Genomic DNA, 24112 nt, shown 5'->3' with positions numbered 1-24112 from the left:
TTAATCTTGATTTGAATGTGCTTAAAAAACTTCTGGAGTTATCTTATTGATCTTAAGGATTCACTAATTTAATATCTACCGGTAAATTACGATTACAGGATATTTGGTTATTTACAAATTTTAATTCTCCCACCTGTATGGATGATCTTCTGGTTTCATAATTGTCATCATTTACGCCTTCTAGTCTTCCCGGATGAGTAAAATAGAAAATGTAAGCTCTGCCATTATTGATTACGACATCAGCATGTCCACCTATTACCTGATCATCTTCATAACATCCGGGTTTATCCAATATGTTTTCCTTTTGAAGATGCCAGTTTTGCATGTTTCTGGAACTGAAAACAGATAATCCATCCCATGAATCAATAATCATGAAATATTGGTTTTTCCAGAAGAAGACAACAGGGCCTTCACCACGTTTATTTCCAACAGCAAGTCCTTTATCTTCCCAATTGTACAGATCGTTGCTTTCAGCATAGTAAATGGATTTATTATTTTTCTCATTGTTGTAGAACATTCTCCATTTTCCGTTTGGAGCTTTTACAACTTCAGCATCAATTACTTTATCGGAAGCTAAATTTATCTGAGACTCCAATTTCCAGTCAATCAGGTTACTACTGGTCAAATGAATGATGTGACGTGGATGATTCCAATCGCTGAAAATTCCTGGTACAATAGTCAAGTACATGTGATAAGTTCCATCTTGTTCTATTACTTCCGGAGCCCAGTAAGTAGTGCTGTCGCCGCCATAATTTATGTTTGCATCAGCCCGGTATTTCCAGTTTAGTCCTCCATCTTCTGATTCGGCTATACCAATAGGTGTTCCGTGCACCCAATCAACTCCATTTGTGTTTTCCAGATTGGCTCTACGGTTGGTATAGAGCATGAACCATTTTTGTTCTTTTTTATTCCATACAACAACCGGATCTGCAGCTCCGTCAAATTTAGGATCGCGGTACAAAGGTTTTGATGCCACTTTAGTTGGATTGTCTATGGCTTCTTTTTTCATATATTTTTTCAGGTCGCAATTTTTCAGATTATATGCGGCCTTGGCAATTGTGTTTCCGTTTGTTATCGCTCCAATATAAGAAGTGTGTACATTATCTTTATAGTAGGGTTTAGTGGCCTCCTGACCTATTTTTTCGTATTCTTTTGCACAAAGATCGTTGGCATCGATATAGCAAACGCCTTCGTCTTCTGCTGCCTGCCTGGTCCATTTGGCGTAGGTATCCGTTACACGAACCATTTTACCATTTTCCCAGTTGTTGCGTGGCGTGTGAGCCAAGGCAATCACTTTTACACCATGAGCTTTAGCTTGTTCAATATAATGACGCATGTAATGACCAAAAGTATATACAGTTTCCGGTCCGCCGGTAGCTTCCATGGTATAAGTTTTTGATTCTTCGCCAGCTCCTTTGATAGAAGCACGGGCGCGTCCGGTATCAAAGGGGCCACCATCATTGTGACCGAACTGAATAAACAGGTAATCTCCTTCCTGTAAGCCTTCCAGCACATTTTGCCACAATCCTTCGGTGAGGAATGTTCGGCTGCTTCTGCCCCCTAATGCATGGTTTTCCACTGTAATTTTTGTTGCATCAAAAAAGCGATCGAAAAAGCTGGCCCAGCCCCATTGTCCTAAATCACCTTTGTCTCGGCCATTTTTTACTGTAGAATCACCAATTACAAACACAACCGGGTTTTTTCCTTTACGACTGCTGCCTGCTTTTTTATATGGCGGATGTCTTGGATCACCAACTTCAAAAATGGGTTCCGAATAGGGTAGTGTTTGTCCGTAAAAATGAATTGCACTATCGTTCATTTTAGGAAACCAGTGATTGCATAATTCGATCATTTCAGCACCGGCGAGCAACATTGGTCCATATCCATGAGCGGCAAAAGCACTGGTTGGACGATGATAATAGAATGCCGGATCAAATCCCATTCCTGTTCCTACACAAGTACCTTCAACTTGTCCTTTCGAATTTATTTTTTGAGAAAGAGCATTCCATCCCAAAGTAACTACAGGACCGTATACTCGAGCATTTAACCATCCCTGATTGATACCGTGAGCAATTGCAAATACGTAAATTGCACTAGCTGAAGTTTCCTGGTAAGAATCGTTTTTATCTATTAATTGGTGCCATAAACCTTGTCCGGATTGATACTGAACCAATGAACCAATTTGCTGTTGATATAGATCCATGATCCATTTTCGATCTTCATTATCTTTAGGCAAAACATCTAAAGCTTCACAAAGGGTTAGCAAAGCCCAGCCATTGGCCCGTGCCCAGAAAAATGTTGGTTCAGGTTCTAAACCTTCAGCCCATCCGTGACGAAAAAGGCCTTTGTTCTCAACAAATAGTTTGTCTTTAAACAGTTTGATTTGCTTAACGGCTTCCTGAGTGTATTTGTCATTATGCCTGTATTTTCCCATTTGCAGTAAAGCGGGAATACTCATGAACATATCATCTAACCAAACAGTATTATACAGCGGACGTTTGCGTGCAAATGTTCCATCTTTTAAGCGATATTGGTGGTACATGATATAATCGATGTAGTTACCGATTAAAGTATCTAATTTTGAAGAGGGGTTGTCGAATGTTGATGTTTTGATCATTGCTGCACAGATGGCGCCGGCATCATCTAAGGCTTTGGGTTGTAAAACTTTTGTCATCAAAGGATCAATCGTTCCAACTTCATCCAATTGTTTTTTGAAATAAGGAGCTGTTTCTGCTAAAAATGCAAAGCGGTTCCGTGCATAATTCAAATACGTTTCATTATCAGTAACCTGGGTCATGCGCAACATAGCCGCATAGGTAACTCCCCATTCGTATGAGGTTAATCTGAAATCTCCTTTTTTTAATTGACTGTATCTGTCGATGTTTTCATACTTAGTAATAACTTTTTGACTTTTTGAATCAATTACACCAGCTGGCGTAACCTGCTCCAGATAATTTACAATTGTTTTAAGTTGATTTTCAATTTGATCTTTGTCAGGAGCCTGATAGTTTATTGGGTAATCAGCTTGTAAAAGATGAAGAGGTGTGTTTGCATCATTAAATTCCGTTTTATTTGTAAAGTCGGATTTTCTATTTTTTCCAGAGTTAGATTTCTTCTCCTGAGCATAGGAAAGAGAATTTAACGAAATTATAAAAATAACGATTAAAAATCGTGCTAAAAAAGTCTGATGTGGTGTACTACTAAATGAGAGTTTCATTGCGAATATTTTATAAGCTGTTATCTGTTATTACTTACATCAAAAGTAGAAATGAATAAATTGTAACAGATGTATATTTTTCCGTATTCATGTCAAATCATCCATAATTTGGAGATGTATTCATCAAGAATGTATTTAATATAGTGGATATTGCTATTCGGAAGAGCCTGGCAGTTTATTTTTGTTGGGATAATCAGAGTAAAAAAAAAATCACTAAACCGGAATAGATTTGAACCGGTTTAGTGATTTTATAGTTTAGGATTTATTAGTATCCTGGGTTTTGCATAGCTTGTTTCTCTTCCGAACTTAATGCCTGGCCATTTTCATTGGTAATGGCATCAAGAAAAGATTGAGGAATTGGTCGGTAATAATGTTTGTTTGCACTAAACGTAGAGTTACCTCTAACCCAACCATCATTAAATGCCTTAAAGCGGGCTTCAAGCCTTTTGGTACGGGCTAAATCTTCCCAACGTACTGTTTCTCCGCAAAGTTCACGAGTTCTTTCATTCAATAAAAAACACATCATTTTCTCCGCATTGCTTGAACATTCAAGCTTTGTATAAATTGGTGCATCTACTGAAGAATTGTAGATATCACTTACTGAGTTGATATGCATTTCATTGATTGTAGCAGCAGTTGTTTCTGTCAAATCTCCATTTGATTCATAATAAGTGTTTTTATCGTAATAAATAGCACCATCAGAAGAATATCCTCCACCTTTACCATTACAATAGCTATTGTTCTTATAGGCTTGTCCTCCATCAACGTGAACAGAACGGTCTTCTCCAGCTAAAAATGCAGCCCGGTCTCTTAATTTATTAATCCAGGTAATGGCATTAGCATATTCCGATTCGCCTTTTCGTATATAGGCTTCAGCAACCATTAAAACATCATCTGCAGAACGGGCAAGAATGACATCGCGGGTTCCAAATTGAGATGCAATTGCGACTCTGTATCCATCTCGAAATTTCGATAGTGCAACAAAACGTTTCTGAACACCATAATATCCTTCATTACCATGTTGCCCAATCCAATCTTGTGCATCACCATTAAAATAACGAACAAATGTGTGGGTGTTTTGCATAACACCATCTTTTAAAACACCGGTTACATCATTTGTAACAGGATTATATCTGGTATCGCCAGCATTGTTAACAATGTATTTAACAGCCAGATCTCCGCCTTCAAATCGTTTTGTTCCAGCTACAGTTCCTACAGGTCCTAAAATAGCATTATCGGCAGTCCATTCCGGAGCATTTGCTGTAGAGTTACATCCGTAAGTAGTAATAAATGATTTCCAGAAGCGTGAGTCGTTCACACGATCAAACACATCCATGGTATAATTAGTAGTTCGGGCATAACAGAATTCACGACCCCCTGATATATCTCTTTTTGTACCGGAAATGTCTTGATAAACAGATGGATAATAAAGATGCATCTGATTTCCAAATCTACCCCAGGTAGATTGATCGTCAGAGAATTGAGCAGCCAAAACTACTTCAGAAACACTCTCGTTGGCACCGTTAGCCGCTTGATAATCCCATAATTGCACATAGTTTGTACATAAAGGATGAGCATTATAAACTTCTGTTCCGTATTTTATGACATCATTTAAATCATCACTGATATAGCTTGAGTTCCATGAACTATATAATTCGCTTGCTCGTGTTAATTTTGATTTTGCAAGAAAATGAGCTGCGGCATATTTTGATATGCGGCCGGTTGCTTCTGGACTTGCAGGTAATAAATCATATGCCGACTTAAAATCTGCAATGATTTGTGCAAAACATTCTTCTTCTGTGGCTCGTGTAAAATAAGTTTCAACCGCTGTTGATGGTTCTAATTTCAATGGCACACCTCCATATTGAGTGGTAAGAGTTAAATAAAAATAGCCACGTAGAAAATAACCTTCGCCTAATCGAGTGTTATAATTTGAATTTTCTTTATCGTAGTAAAGAGGCATATTTTGAATAATAGTGTTTGCTGATTCAATACCGGCATACATGTTTTGCCACACAGGCTTGTTGTTTCCGCCTTCTGCTGAGTTTAAATCAGCACTATAACCATTGTAGTCGGGGATAGCATTATTTGCATCCGTAAATTCATCTACACCTACGTTAAACATCTTAATTCCCCAGGTATAGTTGAATTTAAATTTCAGTTTTTGGTATGTTCCTATAACCAGTTGGTCCAGCCCCTCTTGTGTTTCAAACGTCTGAGTGCTTTGGGTTGTTGTAAGTTCTTCGTCCAAGAAATCATCTTTGCAGGATGATACAGAAAAAGTTAAGATACTTATCAACCCAAACAGTAATAATATTTTATTTTTTTTCATAATTAACTTTTTTAAAATTAGAATCCAAGATTCAAACCAAATACGAAACTTTTAAGAGTGGTTGATGAACCAGTAGATGTTGTGTTGTTATTATAACCCGAAAGGTCTGTATCTAAATAATCACATTTAGAATAGATTGTAAATGGATTCATACATTGAGCATACACTTTAAGTTTGCTGATTCCAAGTTTTTTTAACTGTTTAGGAGTAAAGTTATAACCTAAACTGATGTTACGCATTTTTACAAAAGATCCGTCTTGATAATTCATAGAACTGGCATAAGTATCAGCAGCTTCTCCATTTGAACCAGGAGAATAGTATTCTGCATCTTCATTAACTCCAGCAACCCAATAATCAATTTTACGCATCGTAAAGCGACCATCCAGTGTTTCTTTTCCGCTTCTGAAAGTATTCCCCCAACGAGAGTATATGAAGAATGATAAATCAAAATTCTTGTATCTAAATGTATTTGTCATACCTCCAGACCAGTCCGGACGTTTATTTCCAACAATTTGTCTATCCTCATTAGCATCAATAGCACCGTCATTGTTAAGGTCTTTAACTTTTATCTGACCTGGTTTACGTCCATATACTGCAGCTTCAGCAGCTTCGGAAGTTTTCCAGATGCCATCATATACATAGTCGTAATAAACACCGATGTCTTCACCTATAAACCAAGCATTATTAAGATCTTCAGTCTTTCCATTATTCAATTTTGAAATTTCGCTTTGATCTTTTGACCAAGAGATACTGGTTTCCCAGCTAAAATCATTTGATTTTATGTTAACTGTATTGATTTGCAAATCAATACCCGAACCTTTTGTTTCACCGATGTTTGCCCAGGTTGAAGTATAACCTGTTAAACTTGGAATCGACATAATCATTAATAAGTCGGTGGTTTTTGTTTTATATGTATCAACACTACCACTTAAGCGTCCGTTAAAAAGCACATAGTCTATACCAACATTATATTGGCCTGTTTTTTCCCAACTAAGATCGGTGTTTGCCATTTTAGGTGGGTATTTAACTGAAGGATCAGATGCTACATATCCTAACTCAGATGATGTAGTACCCCAATTATAGTATAAAGAAGCTACTCCACCTTTTGTATCATATGCCTTAATTGCAGCGTTACCTGTTATACCATAACCGAAACGGGCTTTCAATCCATCAATCCATGAAGCATTGTTCATGAAATCTTCCTGATCAATACGCCAACCTAACGCCAAAGAAGGGAAACTTGCCCATTTGTTTCCAGCAGCTAATTGAGAAGCACCATCCCAACGCATAGATGCAGTCAACATGTATTTATCGTTGTAAGTGTAATTTCCCCTAAGCATATATGACTCCATTTGTTTCTCTGATAAACCGGTGCCAAGACTATATGCATCACCGCCAGATGCAAGGTTGTACCATAATTCGGAAGTTGAAGCAACATCTGTTGCTTTCATATCTCCATTTTCATAATGATACTTTGAGAAAGACTGCATTGCGGTTAAACCAACTTTATGAAGGTTTGAAAATGTTTTATTGTAATACAATAAATTGTCTAATGTATAGGCGCGTGTATTGTTAGTATTGTATTTGGCCGCATTGTTACCATCTCCATTAATACCTTCAGCGGCATTAAATACACCCAAACGATAGTACTTAAATTCCGGGCCAAATTGGATACGATAACTCAAACCATCTAAAGGTTTCCACATATTCCCAAAATCCAATTGAGAATAAAAACTTCCGGTTGCACGCAATGACTGACGATTATTTGTGTTATAATCCAACTCTTTAATCGGATTAATAATATTAACATCTCCTGCTGCAGGGTTTCTAATATAATCTCCATTTTCATCATAGGGAACCGTCCAAGGCAACATAGATTTTAAAGCGGAGTAGTAATCCCCGGGTCCAGTACTTGATTTTGTAAAGCTGTAACCATAGTCCTGTTCTCCATAGCTAAGGTTCATAGTTGTTCCGAACTTGAACCAGTTTGTAGGCGATACTTCAAAATTTGTTTTAGCAGTATATCGTTGATACAGTTGATCGGGTTGCGTTCCTTCCTGACGTAAATATCCGAATGAGCCATATCCCTTGAACTTCTCTGTACCACCTGATGCACTAATGGTGTGCTCCGTTGAAACAGCAGTTCGTTTACCATGATCACCCCAATTGTAATTACCTACTTTACTGGCATCCCAAGCTCCATTTACCCATCCTTTTTCAATATTTGCGAATGAAGCTCCAACAGACCCCCAGGTAGCTAAATCAGCAGTATAAGAAGGTGTAGCAGATGCATAACTACCCATATTGTATTTTGCCAGTCTGGCGTAATCCAACCATTCAGCAGCATCCATCATCTCAGTTACGTCGTACATTTTTTCGATGGTAACTGAACCGGAGTAATTAAAACTTACTTCACCTGTTTTTCCTTTTTTAGTAGTTACCAATACTACACCGTTTGCACCTCTTGATCCATAAACCGCTGTAGCAGAAGCATCCTTTAGAATGTCAATACTTTCAATGTCGTTAGGATTAATATTGTCTATTCCTCCACTTTGAACAACCATTCCATCTACTACATATAATGGACTCTGGCTGGCATTTAAAGAACGGATACCTCTAATTGTAATACTTCCAGTCTCTCCTGGTCTTTGATTTGAGGTAATGTCAACCCCGGCAGTTTTTCCCTGCATGGCTTGCACAGCATCTTTAACAGGCATTGCTACAATGTCTTCAGCGCTAACCCTCGTTACAGCACCAGTCACATCGCTCTTCTTTTGAACGCCATAACCAACTACAATTAATTCATCAAGATTTGTAGTTTCTTCAGCTAAGGTGAAATTAATTACTGATTTTCCGGTAACGGGTACTTCCTGAGTTGAAAAACCAATAAAACTTACGGTTATTGTTGCATTTTCAGGTACTTTAATATGGTAATTTCCATCAATATCGGTTATAGTACCATTTGTAACAGATCCCTTTTCTACGATAGTGGCTCCGATTATGGACAGACCTGTTTGATCTTTAACACTACCTGTAACGGAAATCGTTTGTCCTTGTGCGCAAACGTTGACGTTTCCAGCCATAAAAAAACAACTTGTAAGCAGTGTTATGAAAAACACTTTAAATTGTTTTCTTTTTGATTTAAATAAATTCATACTACACTAGATTTAATTAGGTTCATAAAAACTTTTTAATAGATTAAACATAGATTGAAACTAGAGTTACCAACCAGCTTTTTCAATGGTTGTAAAAATAAGGTGTGCGCACACGATAGAAAATGGAAAATAGTACTAAAACATGTATTTATTTTGATGCTTTGTTGTTGTGGATGATATTCTAGGTTTGTGTATAATTTTCCTTTTTTGCGGATGTGGTATGTAATACATTTGGTGGTAAAAATTTCTAAAACACTATATGAAATGGGATTATTGAGCAGAATGTATTTATTGCAGTTTATACTACTAATTGTTACGTCATCGATGAATTTTTCTCCGGCTTGTGGACAAAAATTGATTGATCATGAACAAACTTTGAAAGAAATAATTAAAGTGAATAATTATTTCATGGAAAAATACAGTGATTATAAAGCACCATCAAATGTGGGGCGTGAAAGGCCAAGCAATATTTGGACAAGAGGTGTGTATTATGAAGGATTAATGGCCTTGTATTCAATATTACCCGAAGAAAAGTTATACGATTATGCTTATCAATGGTCTGATTTTCATAAATGGGGGTTTAGAAGTGGTACAACTACCAGAAATGCGGATAATTATTGTGCTGGTCAAACCTATATTGATTTATTTAGACTATCTAAAGATCCAAAATACATAAGAAAGGTAAAAGCCAATTTAGATATGTTGGTGAATACGCCGCAAAAGGATGATTGGACATGGATAGATGCCATTCAAATGGGGATGCCGGTTTTTGCGAAATATGGTGCGACAATGAATGATGCAAAGTATTTTGATAAAATGTGGGATATGTATGCCTGCAGCAGAAATGATATTGGAGGAGGTCTTTATAACAAAGAAGATGGTTTATGGTGGCGCGATGCCGATTTTGTTCCTCCTTATAAAGAACCAAACGGAGAAGATTGTTATTGGTCAAGAGGCAACGGATGGGTATATGCTGCTTTGGTAAGAGTATTAAGCGAAATACCGAAAGACGAAAAGCATTATAAGGATTATGTGAATGATTTTATGTCCATGACAAAGGCATTGGTAAAATGTCAGAGAGAAGATGGATTTTGGAATGTGAGTTTACATGATGCTGAAAATTATGGCGGAAAAGAGGTGACAGGTACTTCTTTATTTGTATATGGTATGGCATGGGGAATCAATAACGGATTCTTATCAAAGGAAAAATACATGCCTGTTGTTGCAAAAGCCTGGAATGCGATTGTGAAGGATGCCATTCATGAAAATGGATTTTTGGGTTATGTGCAGGGAACAGGAAAAGAACCTAAAGACGGACAGCCGGTAAAATATGATAGCATGCCTGATTTTGAAGATTATGGTATTGGTTGTTTGCTGTTAGCTGGGGTAGAAGTATATAAATTACAAGATTTCAAATAATCCTTTTTTAAGATGAGTTTTAGAAATGTAAATAGGAAGCTCTCCGCATGTATGATCGTGGTAGTTTTAATCATGGTATTTCAGTCGTGTAGTAAAAAAGACAGCCAGTTTAAGATTATGGATCCTTTAAGTAAAGCAGATAACGGTTTTGTTACTTTCAAAGATGTGCCGGATGGAAATTACAAAGTACATGTGAGAGTCGGATCTGACAATAGTGCGGGACATACCGTGATCAGAGGTGAATCCAGAAGACTGTTTTTTGACGGAATATCCACAGAAAAAGGAGAAATCAAAGATGTTTATTTCTATATCAATAAAAGAGATACGATTATAACAGCGGGAAGAAATGTTAAAATCAAAAAAAGAGAAAAGACCAAATTAAATTGGGATAGCAATCTGACTTTTGAATTTAACGGCGAGTCTCCTCAGGTGGTTTCTATCGAAATAACACCTTCAGATTCTGCTATTACTGTTTTTTTATGTGGAGATTCAACTGTTGTTGATCAGGAAAACGAGCCGTGGTGTTCCTGGGGGCAGATCATCCCTTCTTTTTTTAGTGATGATGTTTGTTTTGCTAACTATGCCGAATCCGGAGAAACTGCAAGTGGTTTTATTGCCAGACGAAGATTAGAGAAATTATTAACGCAGGTTAAGCCTGGTGATTACATATTTGTTGAATTTGGACATAATGATCAGAAGGAAAGAGGAGAGGGGAAAGGAGCATATTTGAATTTTACGGATCGATTAAAGGATTTTATTGTTGCAGCTCGGGAAAAAGGAGCAAATCCTGTTTTTGTAACCCCAACTCAACGCAGAAGTTTTAACGGGGAAGGGAAAATTGCTGACACTCATGGGGATTATCCGGATGCGATGAGAAAACTGGCCACCGAAGAAAATATTTCTTTGATTGATTTGCACTCTTATACTCGTACTCTTTATGAAGCCATGGGTGTAGAAAATTCAGTGAATGCATTTGTTCACTATCCAGCTAATACGTTTCCAAATCAGGAGACGCCTTTGAAAGACAATACTCACTTTAATCCTTTTGGTGCCAATCAAATTGCAAAATGTGTTGTTTATGGTATGAAACAAATTCATTTGCCTTTGGTACAGTATTTAAGAGATGATGTAAAGGATTTTAATCCCGCGGTGCCTGACGATTTCAAGAATTTTAAATGGTATCCAACACCTTTTGCTGAAATTCAAAAACCAGACGGAAACTAAACAATTTATGATGTCGAAAAAAACATTCGCCTTTTTACTGGCTTTTTTATATTTGGGTTTTGTTAAAGCTCAAAATCCGGATTGGTCTCTAGTTACACCAGAATTAGCAGGAACGTTACGAATTGGAGTTGCCACTCAAGGTACAAGCAAGTGGTTTTCGGAGTTTAAAAGCATAAAGCTGAAATCATCCGAAAAGGAAAAAAAATACATTTTGAAGGACGAGATATTGGCGAAGGGCGCTATTGAATTTTTGATTCGGACTTTGGAGGATAGCAAAGGTGCTGTAATGAAGTTAACAGGTGAAAATCTTCCTAAAGATTTGCAGCTGATATGGACATATGGAGGAGCTTCAAATAGCAAGGTGGATATTGAAATGTGGAAGCCTCTTATTTTACCAAAGGATTGTTACCAAAATGTTTTTAGCATTGAAGGAAATTCATTTACTCTTTATTATGGAAACAGCCGTAAGCTGAGAATTTTGGAGGGATTAACACCTCCTGAAGGCACATTGAAATTGGCCGATGCGAATCAACAAACAAATCCAATTCAATTGCTTAAATCCGGAAAGAAAACAGTGGCGCAAGTGTTGACTTCTGATTTTAAAATGGTGGATAAACAGAATTACTATTTTTGTTTCTATTTTCTGAATCCTATGGACGACTACAATTATTTTATGCTTCCAAAGCTTTTTGAAGAAGGAAGTTACAGGGTAAATAAAGAAACAGAATGGATGAAATCGACACCAGATTAAAAACAAAAAATATATGCGACAATTATTCCTGCTTATAGCATTACTATACGGTATCTCTTTAAAGGCCGAAACTTATAATATTAAAGATTTTGGAGCTAAGGGAGATGGTGTAACCGTTGATTCTCCTGCGATTAACAGTGCTATTGAAGAGGCGGTTCAAAATGGAGGAGGAACTATTTATATTCCTGCCGGAACATATGCTTGTTATTCCATTCGTTTAAAAAGTAATATTACTATTCAAATTGAATCCGGTGCTACTGTTTTAGCGGCTTTCCCTTCCGAAAAGGAAGGTTATGATATTGCTGAGCCTAATCCTGATAATCCATATCAGGACTTTGGACATAGCCACTGGAAAAATTCCTTATTTTGGGCTGTTAATGAGCACGACATAACCATTTGTGGTAATGGATTAATATATGGTGAGGGATTAACCAGAGAAGAAAGCCGGCTCCACGGAGTTGGAAATAAAGCATTGTCGTTTAAGGAGTGTCATAACATTACCGTTAAGGATGTAGCGATGCTAAACTGCGGTCATTTTGCCATTTTAGCAACAGGAGTAGATAATTTGCACGTACTCAATCTTAAAGTAGATACGAACCGCGATGGTTTTGATATTGATTGCTGTAAAAACGTACGTATTTCCGATTGCAGTGTAAATTGCCCATGGGACGACGCCATTGTTTTAAAATCGAGTTATGCTTTGGGATATTTTAAAGATACCGAGAACGTTACTGTCAATGGTTGTTTTGTTTCTGGTTACGATAAAGGATCTGTATTGACGGCGAAGTGGGAAACCGACGAGGCTGTAGCTCCTGATCACGGTTCAAATACCGGACGTATTAAATTAGGAACCGAGTCAAGTGGAGGCTTTAAAAATATTGCTATTACCAATTGTATTTTCGAACGAAGCAGAGGTTTGGCCATTGAAGCTGTTGACGGAGGTTGGCTCGAAGATGTAGTGGTTTCGAATATTACGATGAGAAATGTGGGCAATTCTCCATTTTTCATTCGCTTGGGAGCACGTCAGCGCAGTCCGAAAGGTACTCCCGTTGGAAAGCTGCGAAGAGTTCAAATCAGTAATGTGAATGTTTACAATGCTGATTCGCAATTTTCAAATATCATAAGTGGTGTGCCTGGTCACAAGGTTGAAGAAATCTCATTCTCTAATATCAACATTCATTTTAAAGGAGGATATACTGCAGAAGATGGGAAAATTGTACCTCCCGAAAGTGAGAAAACATATCCTGAACCTTGGATGTTTGGAACAATTCCAGCCTCAGGTTTTTATGTGAGGCATGCTGAAAATATATTTTTCGAGAATATCAGATTTTATTTTGAGCAAAAGGATGCACGTCCCTTATTTGTGTTGGATGATGTAGAAAATTGCGATGCTGACCGCGTAAGAGTAGATGGCAAATTGGTAGAAAATCCATTCGAAGCTCACTAAAAAGGATATTTCAACAATCGTAAACACCATTGCAGCCCTTTAGTAAGCTGTTGCAATATAATTTTATACAACATGTTTAATTCATTAGGTTCGTTTGCAGATAAAATTCTTATTCTAATTCTTTGTGGTGTGCTGCAATCCTGTTGCACAAAAACACCTTCCCAAATAGTAAAAGGACCAAATTATGCACCATCCATTCAAAAGGAAAATTTGGGGAGAGGATTAGTTGCCATTCATCAGGGAAATGGAGTTGTAGCGGTAAGCTGGAGATTTCTTCCAAAAGATAAAGCCGAAACACAGTTTGACCTTTATCGCATCAATAATAACGAAAAAGAGCGTAAGCTTAATAAAACTCCAATAGCTGCAAGTACCTTTGTTAAAGATAGCTTTGTAAATACAAAAGCATCAACAACCTATGTTTTAAAAGATGCTAAAACACATCATGTGCTGGCTTCTTATGTACTCACGTCGCAAATGGCCGATCATCCATACTTATCAATTCCAATACAAGCATTTCCCGGCGACAGTTTATGGCAATACAGTCCCAATGATGCAACTGCGGCCGATTTGGATGGAGACGGAGAATTGGACATTGTACTAAAACGTGAAAATAGCGGTCATGATAATTCGCACAACGGTGTGTGTAACGGTGGTCCGTTGCTCGAAGCTTACAAACTTGACGGAACATTTTTGTGGCGCGTTAATTTGGGAATTAATATCCGGCAAGGTGCTCATTATACTCAAATGATGGCATACGATTTTGATGGGGATGGAAAAGCGGAGATTGCCGTTAAAACAGCTGAAGGAACTCAATTTGGAGATGGTGAGGTAATTGGTGACGTAAATAATGATGGAGTAAGTGATTATGTAGATAGAGATCCTTCGTCTCGAACTTATGGTAAAATAATTACCGGACCCGAATTTTTTTCTGTAATAGAAGGGGTAACTGGCAAAGAATTGGCAAGAGCAAATTACATTTCGAGAGGAGCTCCAAATGATTTTGGTGATATTACCGGTAATCGGGTAGATCGTTTTTTAGGAGGAGTGGGGTATTTTGACGGAATGCGTCCGAGTATTCTAATATGCAGAGGCTATTACGAAAAAACAGTACTGGAAGCCTGGGATTACAGAGATGGGAAATTAACGCAACGCTGGCATTTTAGCACAACCGATAATCAGGGCGAATACAAAAGTTTCGAAGGACAAGGGAATCATCAATTAAGTATTGGTGATGTAAATGGAGACGGTAAAGATGAGATTACCTATGGTGCTTGTTTGATTAATGCAGATGGAACAGGTGGTTACAATACACAGCTGGGGCATGGCGACGCCTTGCATTTAACGGATATTGATATTGAACGACCAGGACTTGAAATTTGGGATTGTCATGAACATGTTCCGACTAAGGCCGGATCGGAATTACGTGATGCCTGTACGGGAGAGTATATTTGGGGGATCCCTTCTTTCGAAGATGTTGGAAGAGCTATGGCGGCTGATATCGATCCACGATTTAAAGGCTGTGAATTATGGACAACTCATTCAGGAGGTGTTTATACAGCCAATGGAAAATTTATTACCGCAAACACTCCGTCAATAAATATGGGCATTTGGTGGGATGGTGATTTAAACCGCGAATTGTTGGATGGATCGAGTGTTACTGGTCGCGAATTTGTTGGTATCACAAAATGGACTGGTGATGGTGTAATGAATTTACCAATCCCGTTTAGTGAAGATTTAACCGCCAATAACTGGACGAAAGGGAACCCTTGCCTGCAAGCTGACTTGGTGGGAGATTGGCGTGAAGAAATTTTGGTTCGAACAAAAGATAACAATGAACTTCGCTTGTACATGACCAATTACAGTACTCCTTATCGTTTTCACACTTTGCTGAGTGATCATATCTACCGGCTTAGCGTGGCTGATCAAAACATAAGCTACAACCAACCTACACAACCAGGTTTTTATTTGGGATCTGATTTAGGAAAATTTTGGAACAATAAATACCAGCTTCAAAGAGGAGCACATTCTAAATCAGGTAAAGCCAAGGATGGAAAAGCCAATGGTATGAATACGCGTTATCATGGAGCGAAACGAATTATTCTTGATACAATTACTTGTTCTCAGGAAACTTACACATTAGATGCTGGTTTCGATTACGATCAGTACACGTGGATAGTTAATGGGGCAGAGATAAATTCAGACAGGTCGCTTACTCTAAAGGCGAAAGATTATTTAGCAGATCAAGCGATTAAAGTTAAGCTGCAGGTTCTTTATAAAGGATGTGTATTTGCGGATAGTATTCATGTGAGATTCACTGGAGAAAATAATGCGCTTTAATAATTCCTGTGGGGATGCCTTACTACAAAAGATCTTAATTAATTTCGACAAATATACTTTCACAAAGAATGTTTGAAGAGGTGGTTTGTTCGTTTTAAATAGAAAAAAACAGGTATGTATCCATTTCTATTGCATGAGCTGCGACCAGAGCATTTTTTGTAAAACTTTCAAATACAATTAAATAAATGACTGATGAAAAAATGTATAAATAGCTCTTTTCCAAGTTTTTGTATTCTTGTTTTAATGACTGTTCTTCTGTTTTTAGGAGAGAGGATTATGGCTCAGGAAGTAGGGCAGGATATAGGGAATTCTAAATTTTTATTGATATCAGGCGAGAAAGTTTTACAAGTAAATAAAATTGAGAAGGATGGAATTATTCATCATTTAAACAAGCCGATGCTCCGACTTTTTCGGACGCGTTCAAAAATATCTAACGGAACAGTTTTAGTCGTACCTGGAGGCGATTTTAGTGTCATACATACCAAACAAGAAGGTATCGAAGTGGCTCGTTTCCTTACTAAAAAGGCGTATGATGTTGTAGTACTTGATTATTACATCGGGACAGAATCCAACATTCAAAACCTTGCTGAGAATGATGTGTTAAATGCGTATCACTATTTAAAAAACAATTTTAAGAAGCATGGTTTTAGCAACTCTCCCAATGTTCTTCTTGGTTTTTCTGCCGGAGCTAATCTTGCGGCAAAGGCAGTCGAGAGATTGAATAAGGGTGAACAACCGGAAAAGATAATTCTCATTTCTCCTATAAATATGGATGAATGCATGACTGGTACTGTGTATCCAACAATTATGCCTCCCATAAATCCAGAATCTGAATTGTTTTTGCTGGTAAATGAAAACGATCAAGTTGAAAATAAGACAAGGTGTATCGATTATTACAAAACATGGATTGGTTATGACGGGCATGCCGTGTTGAAAGTCGTAAAAGACAGTATTTACCTGGCGGGAAAAAACATCAATCCAACAGCTGAAGAATTTCAATTGAAGCCTTTTATTCAAAACTCTCTTGAAACCGGTAAAATATTGCTTAAAACTGATGTTAATCCGGCAACAATACCAACCGAGGGCTATAATAAGGGGCGTTTGGCTGAAAAGCTGAAATTGATAGCACACAATAAATATGATTTGATATTGATGGGCAATTCGATCATTAACAATTTTGAAAAGACACAATACCAAGAGGTGTGGAATCAGTTTTTTGCTCCAAGAAATGCCATAAATTTGGGTTTTAGCGGGTACCGAACCGAAAATATTTTATGGAATATTCAAAAAGGAATACTTAATGGACAATCTCCCAAGGCAATCATACTCGAAGTAGGTACAAACAATGTGGATGAAAAGCATTATCCTACCCGGCATACAGCATCGCAAGTTGCAGGAGGTATTGAAGCAATTGTAAAAGAGATTAGAACTCGTTTGCCCGAAACCAAGATTGTGCTTTTGAGACCATTTCCAGGTAGTTACGATGGCCCCAATCCAACTTCTCATCGTGCCATTCTTGACAGATCAGCCGATCTAATTTCTAAGTTGAGTGACCGGAAGCATGTATTCTATTGTGATGTAAACCATCTATTTCTCAATTTGGATGGTTCAATCAAGCATGAGTTGATGTCTGACTGGTTGCATCCTACGCCTCTGGGAGCAAAATTGTGGGCTCAATCAATGGAACCATTGTTGTCGCAATTGATGAACGACAAGGTATTGGATACTGAAATTAACAGCAATACGGCTATCGTACCGGTTTCAAAATTGGAACAAGACAGTTACAATTGGTGGGACAGACACAATGATGTGCTGGCAATTAAAGACTCAATCAATCCCGAAATTGTTTTAATCGGTAATTCGATCACTCATTTTTGGGGAGGCAAACCTGATTTAAAATACGCTGATGGCAGAGCCCGAAAATCCAATGGTCCTATTTCATGGAACAATCTGTTTAGCAAATACCGGGTTTTAAATTTGGGATTTGGCTGGGATCGCACACAGAATGTTTTGTGGCGTTTGGATCATGGAGAATTGGATGGTTTGCATCCCCGGACTGTAATCATTCATATCGGTACGAATAATACCAGTCAGACATCTAATGCCCGGGTAAATACGGCTGAAGAAATTGTGGAGGGGATTGTGGCCGTATACTCACGTGTTCGATCCAAAGTTCCCGGAGCTAAAATCATCTTAATGTCTGTTTTTCCAAGGGAAGAAAAACCTGATCATCCGAGACGACAGTTAATTAATAAAATCAATATCAAATTGGAGCAGTTTGCACAGAAAAACAACATTAAACTAGTGGATATTGGTCCGAGATTAGTAACTCAGGAGGGAATTCTGACAAAAGAAATAGCTGGAGATTATTGTCATCCGACAGAGAAAGGATATCAAATTTGGGCAGATACGATAAAATCGATACTTGAAAAGGAATAACAATCTTTTTGTAAAAGGAAAAAAAGAAGGGGCTTTATGGCCCCTTACTTACAGAATTTATTTTGCAGTTTTAACAACGTATGCTTTAAATTTTTCAAAGGTTCCCATTTTTTTATCCTTTTCAATCGTGGAGGTTACCCAAGTGCTTAAATATTTTGTTGGTTTTGAAATGTAAAGTTGTTGTTTGCCATCATCTTTTCTGTCCTGATAATCATCTGGATTAATCATTATTGCAGCTCCAACTTGAATCTTTTCTGCGGCCACATCTTCAGGATGATAACCCCATGCAATCATATAATTATCGGCTTTTTCAACTTTTTGCCCTTTGTGGTAGTTAATTCCGGTAACAAACTGAACATCCTCGTCTGTTAAAGCAAAAGCTTCCACTCTCATTTCCCGAATTCCGGTGTAAGCGGTTACACGAACCAATACATCTATCTTTTTTCCTTTATATGGAACATCTTTTGATAACATTTCCATTTGAGAATAAGTGGCTTCCTTTTTAACCGTGGCAATACGATTCGAAACTGGAGCTAAAAGCACTACATTTTCTCCATCCCAAAGGCGAACACCTCCAAGGCCTACTGTCGATCCTACTTTATAATAATCAGCACCCAGGCCTTTTTTCTGTTCTTTTTCGGAAGGATACCATTTTACATTTTTTAATTCGAGACCTTTTTTTTGTTTGTTGTAAACATCAATCGAAGTAGCTTTATTATTAAAATACAAGCGAAGTGCCAACCATTCATTTTCAACAGCAGGTCCGTGATGTCCTATTGTTTTGTATAAGTCACCGGATTCTTCCTGAATCATATTGGTGTAAACAGAGTCGCTCCTAAGAAATAAGCTGGCATTGGTAAGGTTTTGTCCTATTGCAGAACAGCTGATCATTGTAAATAATACAATGGATAAGATTGTTGATTTCATATGTTTATAATTTGTTTTTGATTTGCCATATGGCTCTGAAAGCTTTCGGGATTACCATGCTGAGATAATCATCTCCCGGTGTGTCAAAATCGCTTCGGTATGGATGTTTTATCTGAAATTATGCTGTGATTAAAATTACGATTTAATTAAATTGGATCGTATTTTTTTACTATAAAAGATCTTAAATTATGAGTTGCTAAAATTACTATTTTTTTTCGGTACTGCCTTGGAACGTCTAATATAAACAGAGCATCAAAATAACATTGTCAAGCATATTTTGCTGGCTCAATACTAACTGTGTTTATGCTCTGTTATTATTCTAAAACTAACTTTTAGCACTTCCATTTTTAATATAAACAGAAGGAGATACCCCAAATTGTTGTTTAAAACATTTACTAAAATAAAAAGGATTACTACTTCCGACTTTATACGCTACTTCCGACACATTAAGCTTAGTGGTAATTAATAATTTTGCAGCTTCTTTCATTCGAATAACTCTGATGTAATCATTGGGTGTAAAACCGGTTAGACCTTTTACCTTTTTGTAAAATATGGTTCTCCCCATTGACATTTTCTCGTGAAATTCATTAATAGAAAAATCAGTATTAGAAATGTTTTGTTTTATGATTAAATTCAGTTCTTTTATAAATTCATTGTCCTTATTAACAGCAAAATTGGGTAAGGAGCTTACGCCAGGTTCCATGGCGTATTTTTGTTGCAAGGTGTGTCTTTGCTCTAATAATTTCACCATACGTATGATCAGATACTGAGAACTAAAAGGTTTCGTGATATAGGCATCAGCTCCAGCCGTAATTCCCTTAAGTTGGTAAGGAGAACTAACATAAGCTGTTAACATTACAATGGGAATATGACAGGTTTGAAAATCGGATTTTATTCGTTTAATAACCTGAAAACCATTCATTTTAGGCATCATCGCATCACAAATAATTAATTGAGGATTGACCAGACTACATTTGTTTATTCCATCAAGACCGTTTACAGCAACAATCACTTTAAAATATTGTTGCAAAAAGTCATTTAAATAATCGGAAACATCAGGATCATCTTCAATCACTAATACTTTAAAATTCTTATACTGCTCTAATTCTTTTTCTGACAAAGTAGTTAAGGGATTGCTTTCCAATTCTATTATTTCAGGATTGGTTGGCTGTAAAACCTGTTGCTGATGACGGATTACTTTTGTTTCGGTATTAGTAAGAATAGGTATAGAGGCAATAAAAGTTGCTCCTCCACCAGGAGTTTCGGTGTATTGGATGTTGCCATCATGTAGTTTTATTATTTCGTAGGATAAATTTAAACCGATACCAATGCCGGGTTTGGATGGTGAAATCTGTTTAAATCGTGTAAACAATAATCCTTGTTCTTTTTTTGGCACTCCTTTGCCGTTATCCGAAACACTAATGCTAAGAGTTTTTAATTCTTGATTAATATTGAGAATGAAGCTTATTTTTCCTTTTCTGTTAACAAATTTAAAAGCATTAGATAATAAGTTGTAGGCTACTTTTTCCATTTTCTCTTTATCCAATTGCATAACAAATGAAGAGAGATTGGATACAAAATCAAAAGACAACATTTTTCTTTCTGCTAATTCTTCGAAGGTGGAAAAAAGATCTTCAAAAAAGCCGACAACTTCGGTTGGTTCGCATTCAACTTTAGCCTGCTCATTCTGGATCTTTCTATATTCAAGAAATTGGTTGGTCAGTCGTAATAATCTTCTTGAGCTTTTATCGAGGTATTGCAAGTGTTTTTTGATACTTTCTGTCATATCCTTTTGTGCCATTAAATTCTCTATTGTGCTTCGAATAATGGTTAAAGGCGTACGAAATTCGTGCGAAATATTTGTAATAAACCGAATTTTGTATTCGCTTAATTGATGTTCGAATTGAATGGCGGCATTTAAATGATATATTTTTCTGTTTATTTTAAGAGCAATTACACCAATAACAATCACCAAAATAAAATAGAGTATGATGGCTTTAGTTGAACGCCAGATGGGTTGTTCTATGGTAATCAAAAGTTTTGTTTCATTTTCACCCCATGTCCCCATGTGGTTACTTCCTTTTACCCTAAATGTATATGTACCAGGTGGTATGTTTCGGTAGGTCGCCTGGTTGTGTTGTGTTGATGGATTCCATTGCGTTTCAAAACCATCTAATATATAGGTGTATCTGTTCGTATTCTGATAATTTAATATCGCAAATTGAATGGTGAAGGAATGTTGATTGTGCTTAAGATTGATTTCTTTAGTTGAAGATATGGATTGGGATAAGGGAGATGTTTTACCTTCAGGCAAGATTTTAGCTCCGTTAATAAAAAGTTCAGTTAGAATAATTGGTTCTGAGTTCGAATGATTTTTAATACTGTCGGGCTGAATGGTATAAAAACCATCATAACTACCTAAATAGATTGCTCCGTTTTTGCTTTTACAAATGGCCGATTCACAAAATAGATCTCCTTCCCATTTAGATGACAATGAATAATTTTCGAAATGATTTTCTTGAGGAAAGAATAATGAAATACCACTTTCGGTACTAATCCACAGGTTTTGGTTTTCATCTTCCTGAATCCCTTGTATAATATCATTTACGAGTCCTTGCTTTGTTGTAAAATGCTCAAAATGCAAATGCTTATTTTCTCTTTTGATTATTTTATTTAAGCCACCTCCTGAGGTACCGATCCATAAGGTGCCTTTGCTGTCTTCAAATATTGTTTTTACTTCATTATTACTCAGTGAAGCATCATCTCTGTTGTTAAACTGATAATGACTAAATTTTGATTTATCTTGTAGTATGGAATCAGGATCAAAGGTAAGTAAGCCGTTATTTCCACCCAACCACATTTGACCGTTTTTATCCTGAACAATGGTTCGGATTCTGGTTTGTTTCTTTCTTAACTCCGGAAAATTGATTAGTTCCAATGTGCCATCGTGCTCTTTGGCTAAAAGAAGGCCAAATCCAAATGTTCCCAGCCACATTCTTCCTTTAGAGTCTTTGCAGACAGCATATATTTTATCTGCTTGCAGATCTAAATTAATAAGCTCTTTCTTGTAAGTCTTATAGCTTGTAAAGCAGTTATTATCAAATATTAATAATCCATTTCCTTTTGTTCCGATCCATTTATTTCCTTTAGTATCTACGGCAAGGATATAAGGCATTCCGCCTTTAATCTGATGTTTGGCTATCAACGAAAAAAATTTGTCGTAAATATATAATTGTCCGCTTTTGGTGCCCAGCCAAACATTCTCGTTTTTATCTTCATAAATCAGCCTCACTATATTATCCTCATCACTTGATGATCTGTGCTCGGGATAAAATGATTGGTACTTGTTTTCAATTAAATTTATTTTTGATATCCCGGCATATTCTGTTCCTAACCAGATATTTCCACTGCGGTCTTCAGTAATGGATAGTAAAAAATTTGTCCGAAGTCCATCAAACTCATTTTTATGATGTTTTAAATGAAATATTTCATTGTTTTTTTGTTGAATAACAAACAAACCGTTTCCATAGGTTGATATCCAAATCATATCTTTTGAATCGTGATAAATTGAATAACGCTCCATGTCAATATTGGAAATAATTGATGGCGGTATTAATTCAAAAGGCTTAAAGCTATGCTGCTCAGAATTGTATTGCCAAATAACACCGCTTTTGTTATAAACCCAGATATGATTTTTGTTATCCATTTGAGTAAAGGCATTTTTAAGTGATTGACCTTTAAAAAGTGAATTTGCCAGGTGGATTTGTAACGTTTGCGTGTTCAAAACATAGCTTTCTTCATGAGTGGTGATAAGTATGTTGTTTAAGGAAAGAAGTGCTGTGTTGTGCAGCGAACTGTGAATAGGAAAGTGAAGCTTAACCTCATTGGTAATTTTATGCGATTCTTTATCTATTTTGTACATTTTGTTGTTATCGGTAAAAACATAAACAAAAGCACCATTTTCAACGATGGAATGAAAATTGGAATTTTTAATGAGTAGCTTCAATTGCTTGTCTTTAAAGCAGAATAGTTTGTTATGTGTCCCAATCCATATTTCTCCGGATTTCACTTCTGAAATAAAATTAACCGTACCAGAGCCTAGTGAATTATTTCCAAAAGACTTGGATTCTAGTCCTTTTGGGGTGTGAGTAAGCTTGAGACAATCGTTTTTATTTCCCCAAAGCCAAACATCTCCTGATTGAGCAAAGTAAATATTTGCATATTGATTATTTGCAGAATTAAGGCTAATAAAGCTTTCTGATTGAGGGTTATAGCAATTTATATGATCTATATTGGTTTGTACCCATAAATACCCAAATTTGTCTTCGCGGATGTTTTTTATTCTGCTGTCGGATAATGTGGTGGTTTGTCCATAGCTCGGTTGAAGAGCAGTAAACTCATTTCCATCGTACTTATTTAAACCATTTAATGATCCAAACCATAAAAATCCTTGTTTATCCTGCAGAATGCAACTAATGGTGTTTTGTGATAAACCATCTTTAGTGGTTAAATTTTGTATTCTGAAAGATTTTTCAGCATTTACATTTAGATAGATAAATAAAAAGCAACTAAGAAAAAAATACTTAATGTTCATTTGTTTTCATTTTTGGCTAAATCTTCAATTTATACGCTTCCGGTAAATGTATGATCTCCTATTCGTTTTTATTGATACGAGTTGGATTCCAGTTTATAAAGTTCAAGCGAAAGGTTTGTATCGTAACAAACGGAATGTAAATATTGCTTTTACAAATAGGTTCTATAAAACGATTATAGAAAAAATAATTGGATTGAATGAGTATTCGCTGATTGATATTTATATAGGCTTGTAAAAATAGTCATGTTTTGGGTTTAAGCTAATCTGTTG

11 protein-coding genes are annotated in these 24112 nt (G+C 36.7%); 6 read left to right on the top strand and 5 right to left on the bottom strand.

Features of this window, described 5'->3' with window-relative positions:
* Positions 1 to 52: 52 nt before the first annotated feature.
* From GQR60_RS11425 to GQR60_RS11415, 3 genes are all read right to left on the bottom strand, one after another.
* Entirely contained in the window at positions 53 to 3217 is a 3165-nt protein-coding gene (locus tag GQR60_RS11425; protein WP_225441400.1) for a glycoside hydrolase family 88 protein, read from the bottom strand.
* 265 nt (positions 3218 to 3482) lie between these two features.
* Positions 3483 to 5549 (bottom strand): RagB/SusD family nutrient uptake outer membrane protein, encoded by a 2067-nt coding sequence (locus GQR60_RS11420; protein WP_124993040.1) that lies wholly within the window; start codon positions 5547 to 5549, stop codon positions 3483 to 3485.
* A 17-nt stretch (positions 5550 to 5566) separates the two neighbouring features.
* Positions 5567 to 8632, bottom strand: a complete 3066-nt coding sequence (locus tag GQR60_RS11415) for a SusC/RagA family TonB-linked outer membrane protein (RefSeq protein ID WP_225441399.1) — start codon at positions 8630 to 8632, stop codon at positions 5567 to 5569.
* A gap of 336 nt (positions 8633 to 8968) precedes the next feature.
* Here GQR60_RS11415 and GQR60_RS11410 point away from each other — a divergent pair, with 336 nt between their 5' ends.
* The 6 genes from GQR60_RS11410 to GQR60_RS11385 all read left to right on the top strand — a co-directional run bounded on the left by GQR60_RS11410 (position 8969) and on the right by GQR60_RS11385 (position 18321).
* Positions 8969 to 10123: a glycoside hydrolase family 88/105 protein gene (locus tag GQR60_RS11410; protein WP_124993038.1), complete on the top strand. Its 1155-nt coding sequence runs from the start codon at positions 8969 to 8971 to the stop codon at positions 10121 to 10123.
* 12 nt (positions 10124 to 10135) lie between these two features.
* A complete protein-coding gene (locus tag GQR60_RS11405) occupies positions 10136 to 11347 on the top strand; it encodes a rhamnogalacturonan acetylesterase (protein ID WP_124993037.1) in 1212 nt (403 codons plus the stop codon).
* Positions 11348 to 11357: 10 nt separating this feature from the next.
* Positions 11358 to 12098, top strand: a complete 741-nt coding sequence (locus GQR60_RS11400) for a DUF4450 domain-containing protein (RefSeq protein WP_160463466.1) — start codon at positions 11358 to 11360, stop codon at positions 12096 to 12098.
* A 13-nt stretch (positions 12099 to 12111) separates the two neighbouring features.
* On the top strand, positions 12112 to 13545 hold the full coding sequence (locus tag GQR60_RS11395) for a rhamnogalacturonidase (protein ID WP_124993035.1): 1434 nt from the start codon (positions 12112 to 12114) through the stop codon (positions 13543 to 13545).
* Between the two features lie 72 nt (positions 13546 to 13617).
* Positions 13618 to 15882: a rhamnogalacturonan lyase gene (locus GQR60_RS11390; RefSeq protein WP_160463465.1), complete on the top strand. Its 2265-nt coding sequence runs from the start codon at positions 13618 to 13620 to the stop codon at positions 15880 to 15882.
* 192 nt (positions 15883 to 16074) lie between these two features.
* Entirely contained in the window at positions 16075 to 18321 is a 2247-nt protein-coding gene (locus GQR60_RS11385) for a GDSL-type esterase/lipase family protein (RefSeq protein WP_124993034.1), read from the top strand.
* 57 nt (positions 18322 to 18378) lie between these two features.
* Here GQR60_RS11385 and GQR60_RS11380 read toward each other — a convergent pair whose 3' ends face one another.
* A complete protein-coding gene (locus GQR60_RS11380; protein WP_124993033.1) occupies positions 18379 to 19248 on the bottom strand; it encodes a DUF4861 family protein in 870 nt (289 codons plus the stop codon).
* 325 nt (positions 19249 to 19573) lie between these two features.
* Entirely contained in the window at positions 19574 to 23842 is a 4269-nt protein-coding gene (locus GQR60_RS11375) for a hybrid sensor histidine kinase/response regulator (protein ID WP_124993032.1), read from the bottom strand.
* Between the last annotated feature and the right edge of the window lie 270 nt (positions 23843 to 24112).

The organism is Labilibaculum euxinicum, assembly GCF_009795715.1.
In the GTDB taxonomy this organism is placed as follows: Bacteria; Bacteroidota; Bacteroidia; order Bacteroidales; family Marinifilaceae; genus Labilibaculum; species Labilibaculum euxinus.
Note: the sequence above shows the minus strand (reverse complement) of the source record. Positions and strands in the feature narration are given on the sequence as shown.

What these genes read in the sequence shown, in the direction of transcription:
- GQR60_RS11380 (WP_124993033.1), bottom strand. Translation starts at nt 19,248, where the DNA reads ATGAAATCAACAATCTTATCCATTGTATTATTTACAATGATCAGCTGT.
- GQR60_RS11385 (WP_124993034.1), top strand. Translation starts at nt 16,075, where the DNA reads ATGAAAAAATGTATAAATAGCTCTTTTCCAAGTTTTTGTATTCTTGTT.
- GQR60_RS11390 (WP_160463465.1), top strand. Translation starts at nt 13,618, where the DNA reads ATGTTTAATTCATTAGGTTCGTTTGCAGATAAAATTCTTATTCTAATT.
- GQR60_RS11420 (WP_124993040.1), bottom strand. Translation starts at nt 5,549, where the DNA reads ATGAAAAAAAATAAAATATTATTACTGTTTGGGTTGATAAGTATCTTA.
- GQR60_RS11410 (WP_124993038.1), top strand. Translation starts at nt 8,969, where the DNA reads ATGGGATTATTGAGCAGAATGTATTTATTGCAGTTTATACTACTAATT.
- GQR60_RS11400 (WP_160463466.1), top strand. Translation starts at nt 11,358, where the DNA reads ATGTCGAAAAAAACATTCGCCTTTTTACTGGCTTTTTTATATTTGGGT.
- GQR60_RS11415 (WP_225441399.1), bottom strand. Translation starts at nt 8,632, where the DNA reads ATGGCTGGAAACGTCAACGTTTGCGCACAAGGACAAACGATTTCCGTT.
- GQR60_RS11375 (WP_124993032.1), bottom strand. Translation starts at nt 23,842, where the DNA reads ATGAACATTAAGTATTTTTTTCTTAGTTGCTTTTTATTTATCTATCTA.
- GQR60_RS11425 (WP_225441400.1), bottom strand. Translation starts at nt 3,217, where the DNA reads ATGAAACTCTCATTTAGTAGTACACCACATCAGACTTTTTTAGCACGA.
- GQR60_RS11395 (WP_124993035.1), top strand. Translation starts at nt 12,112, where the DNA reads ATGCGACAATTATTCCTGCTTATAGCATTACTATACGGTATCTCTTTA.
- GQR60_RS11405 (WP_124993037.1), top strand. Translation starts at nt 10,136, where the DNA reads ATGAGTTTTAGAAATGTAAATAGGAAGCTCTCCGCATGTATGATCGTG.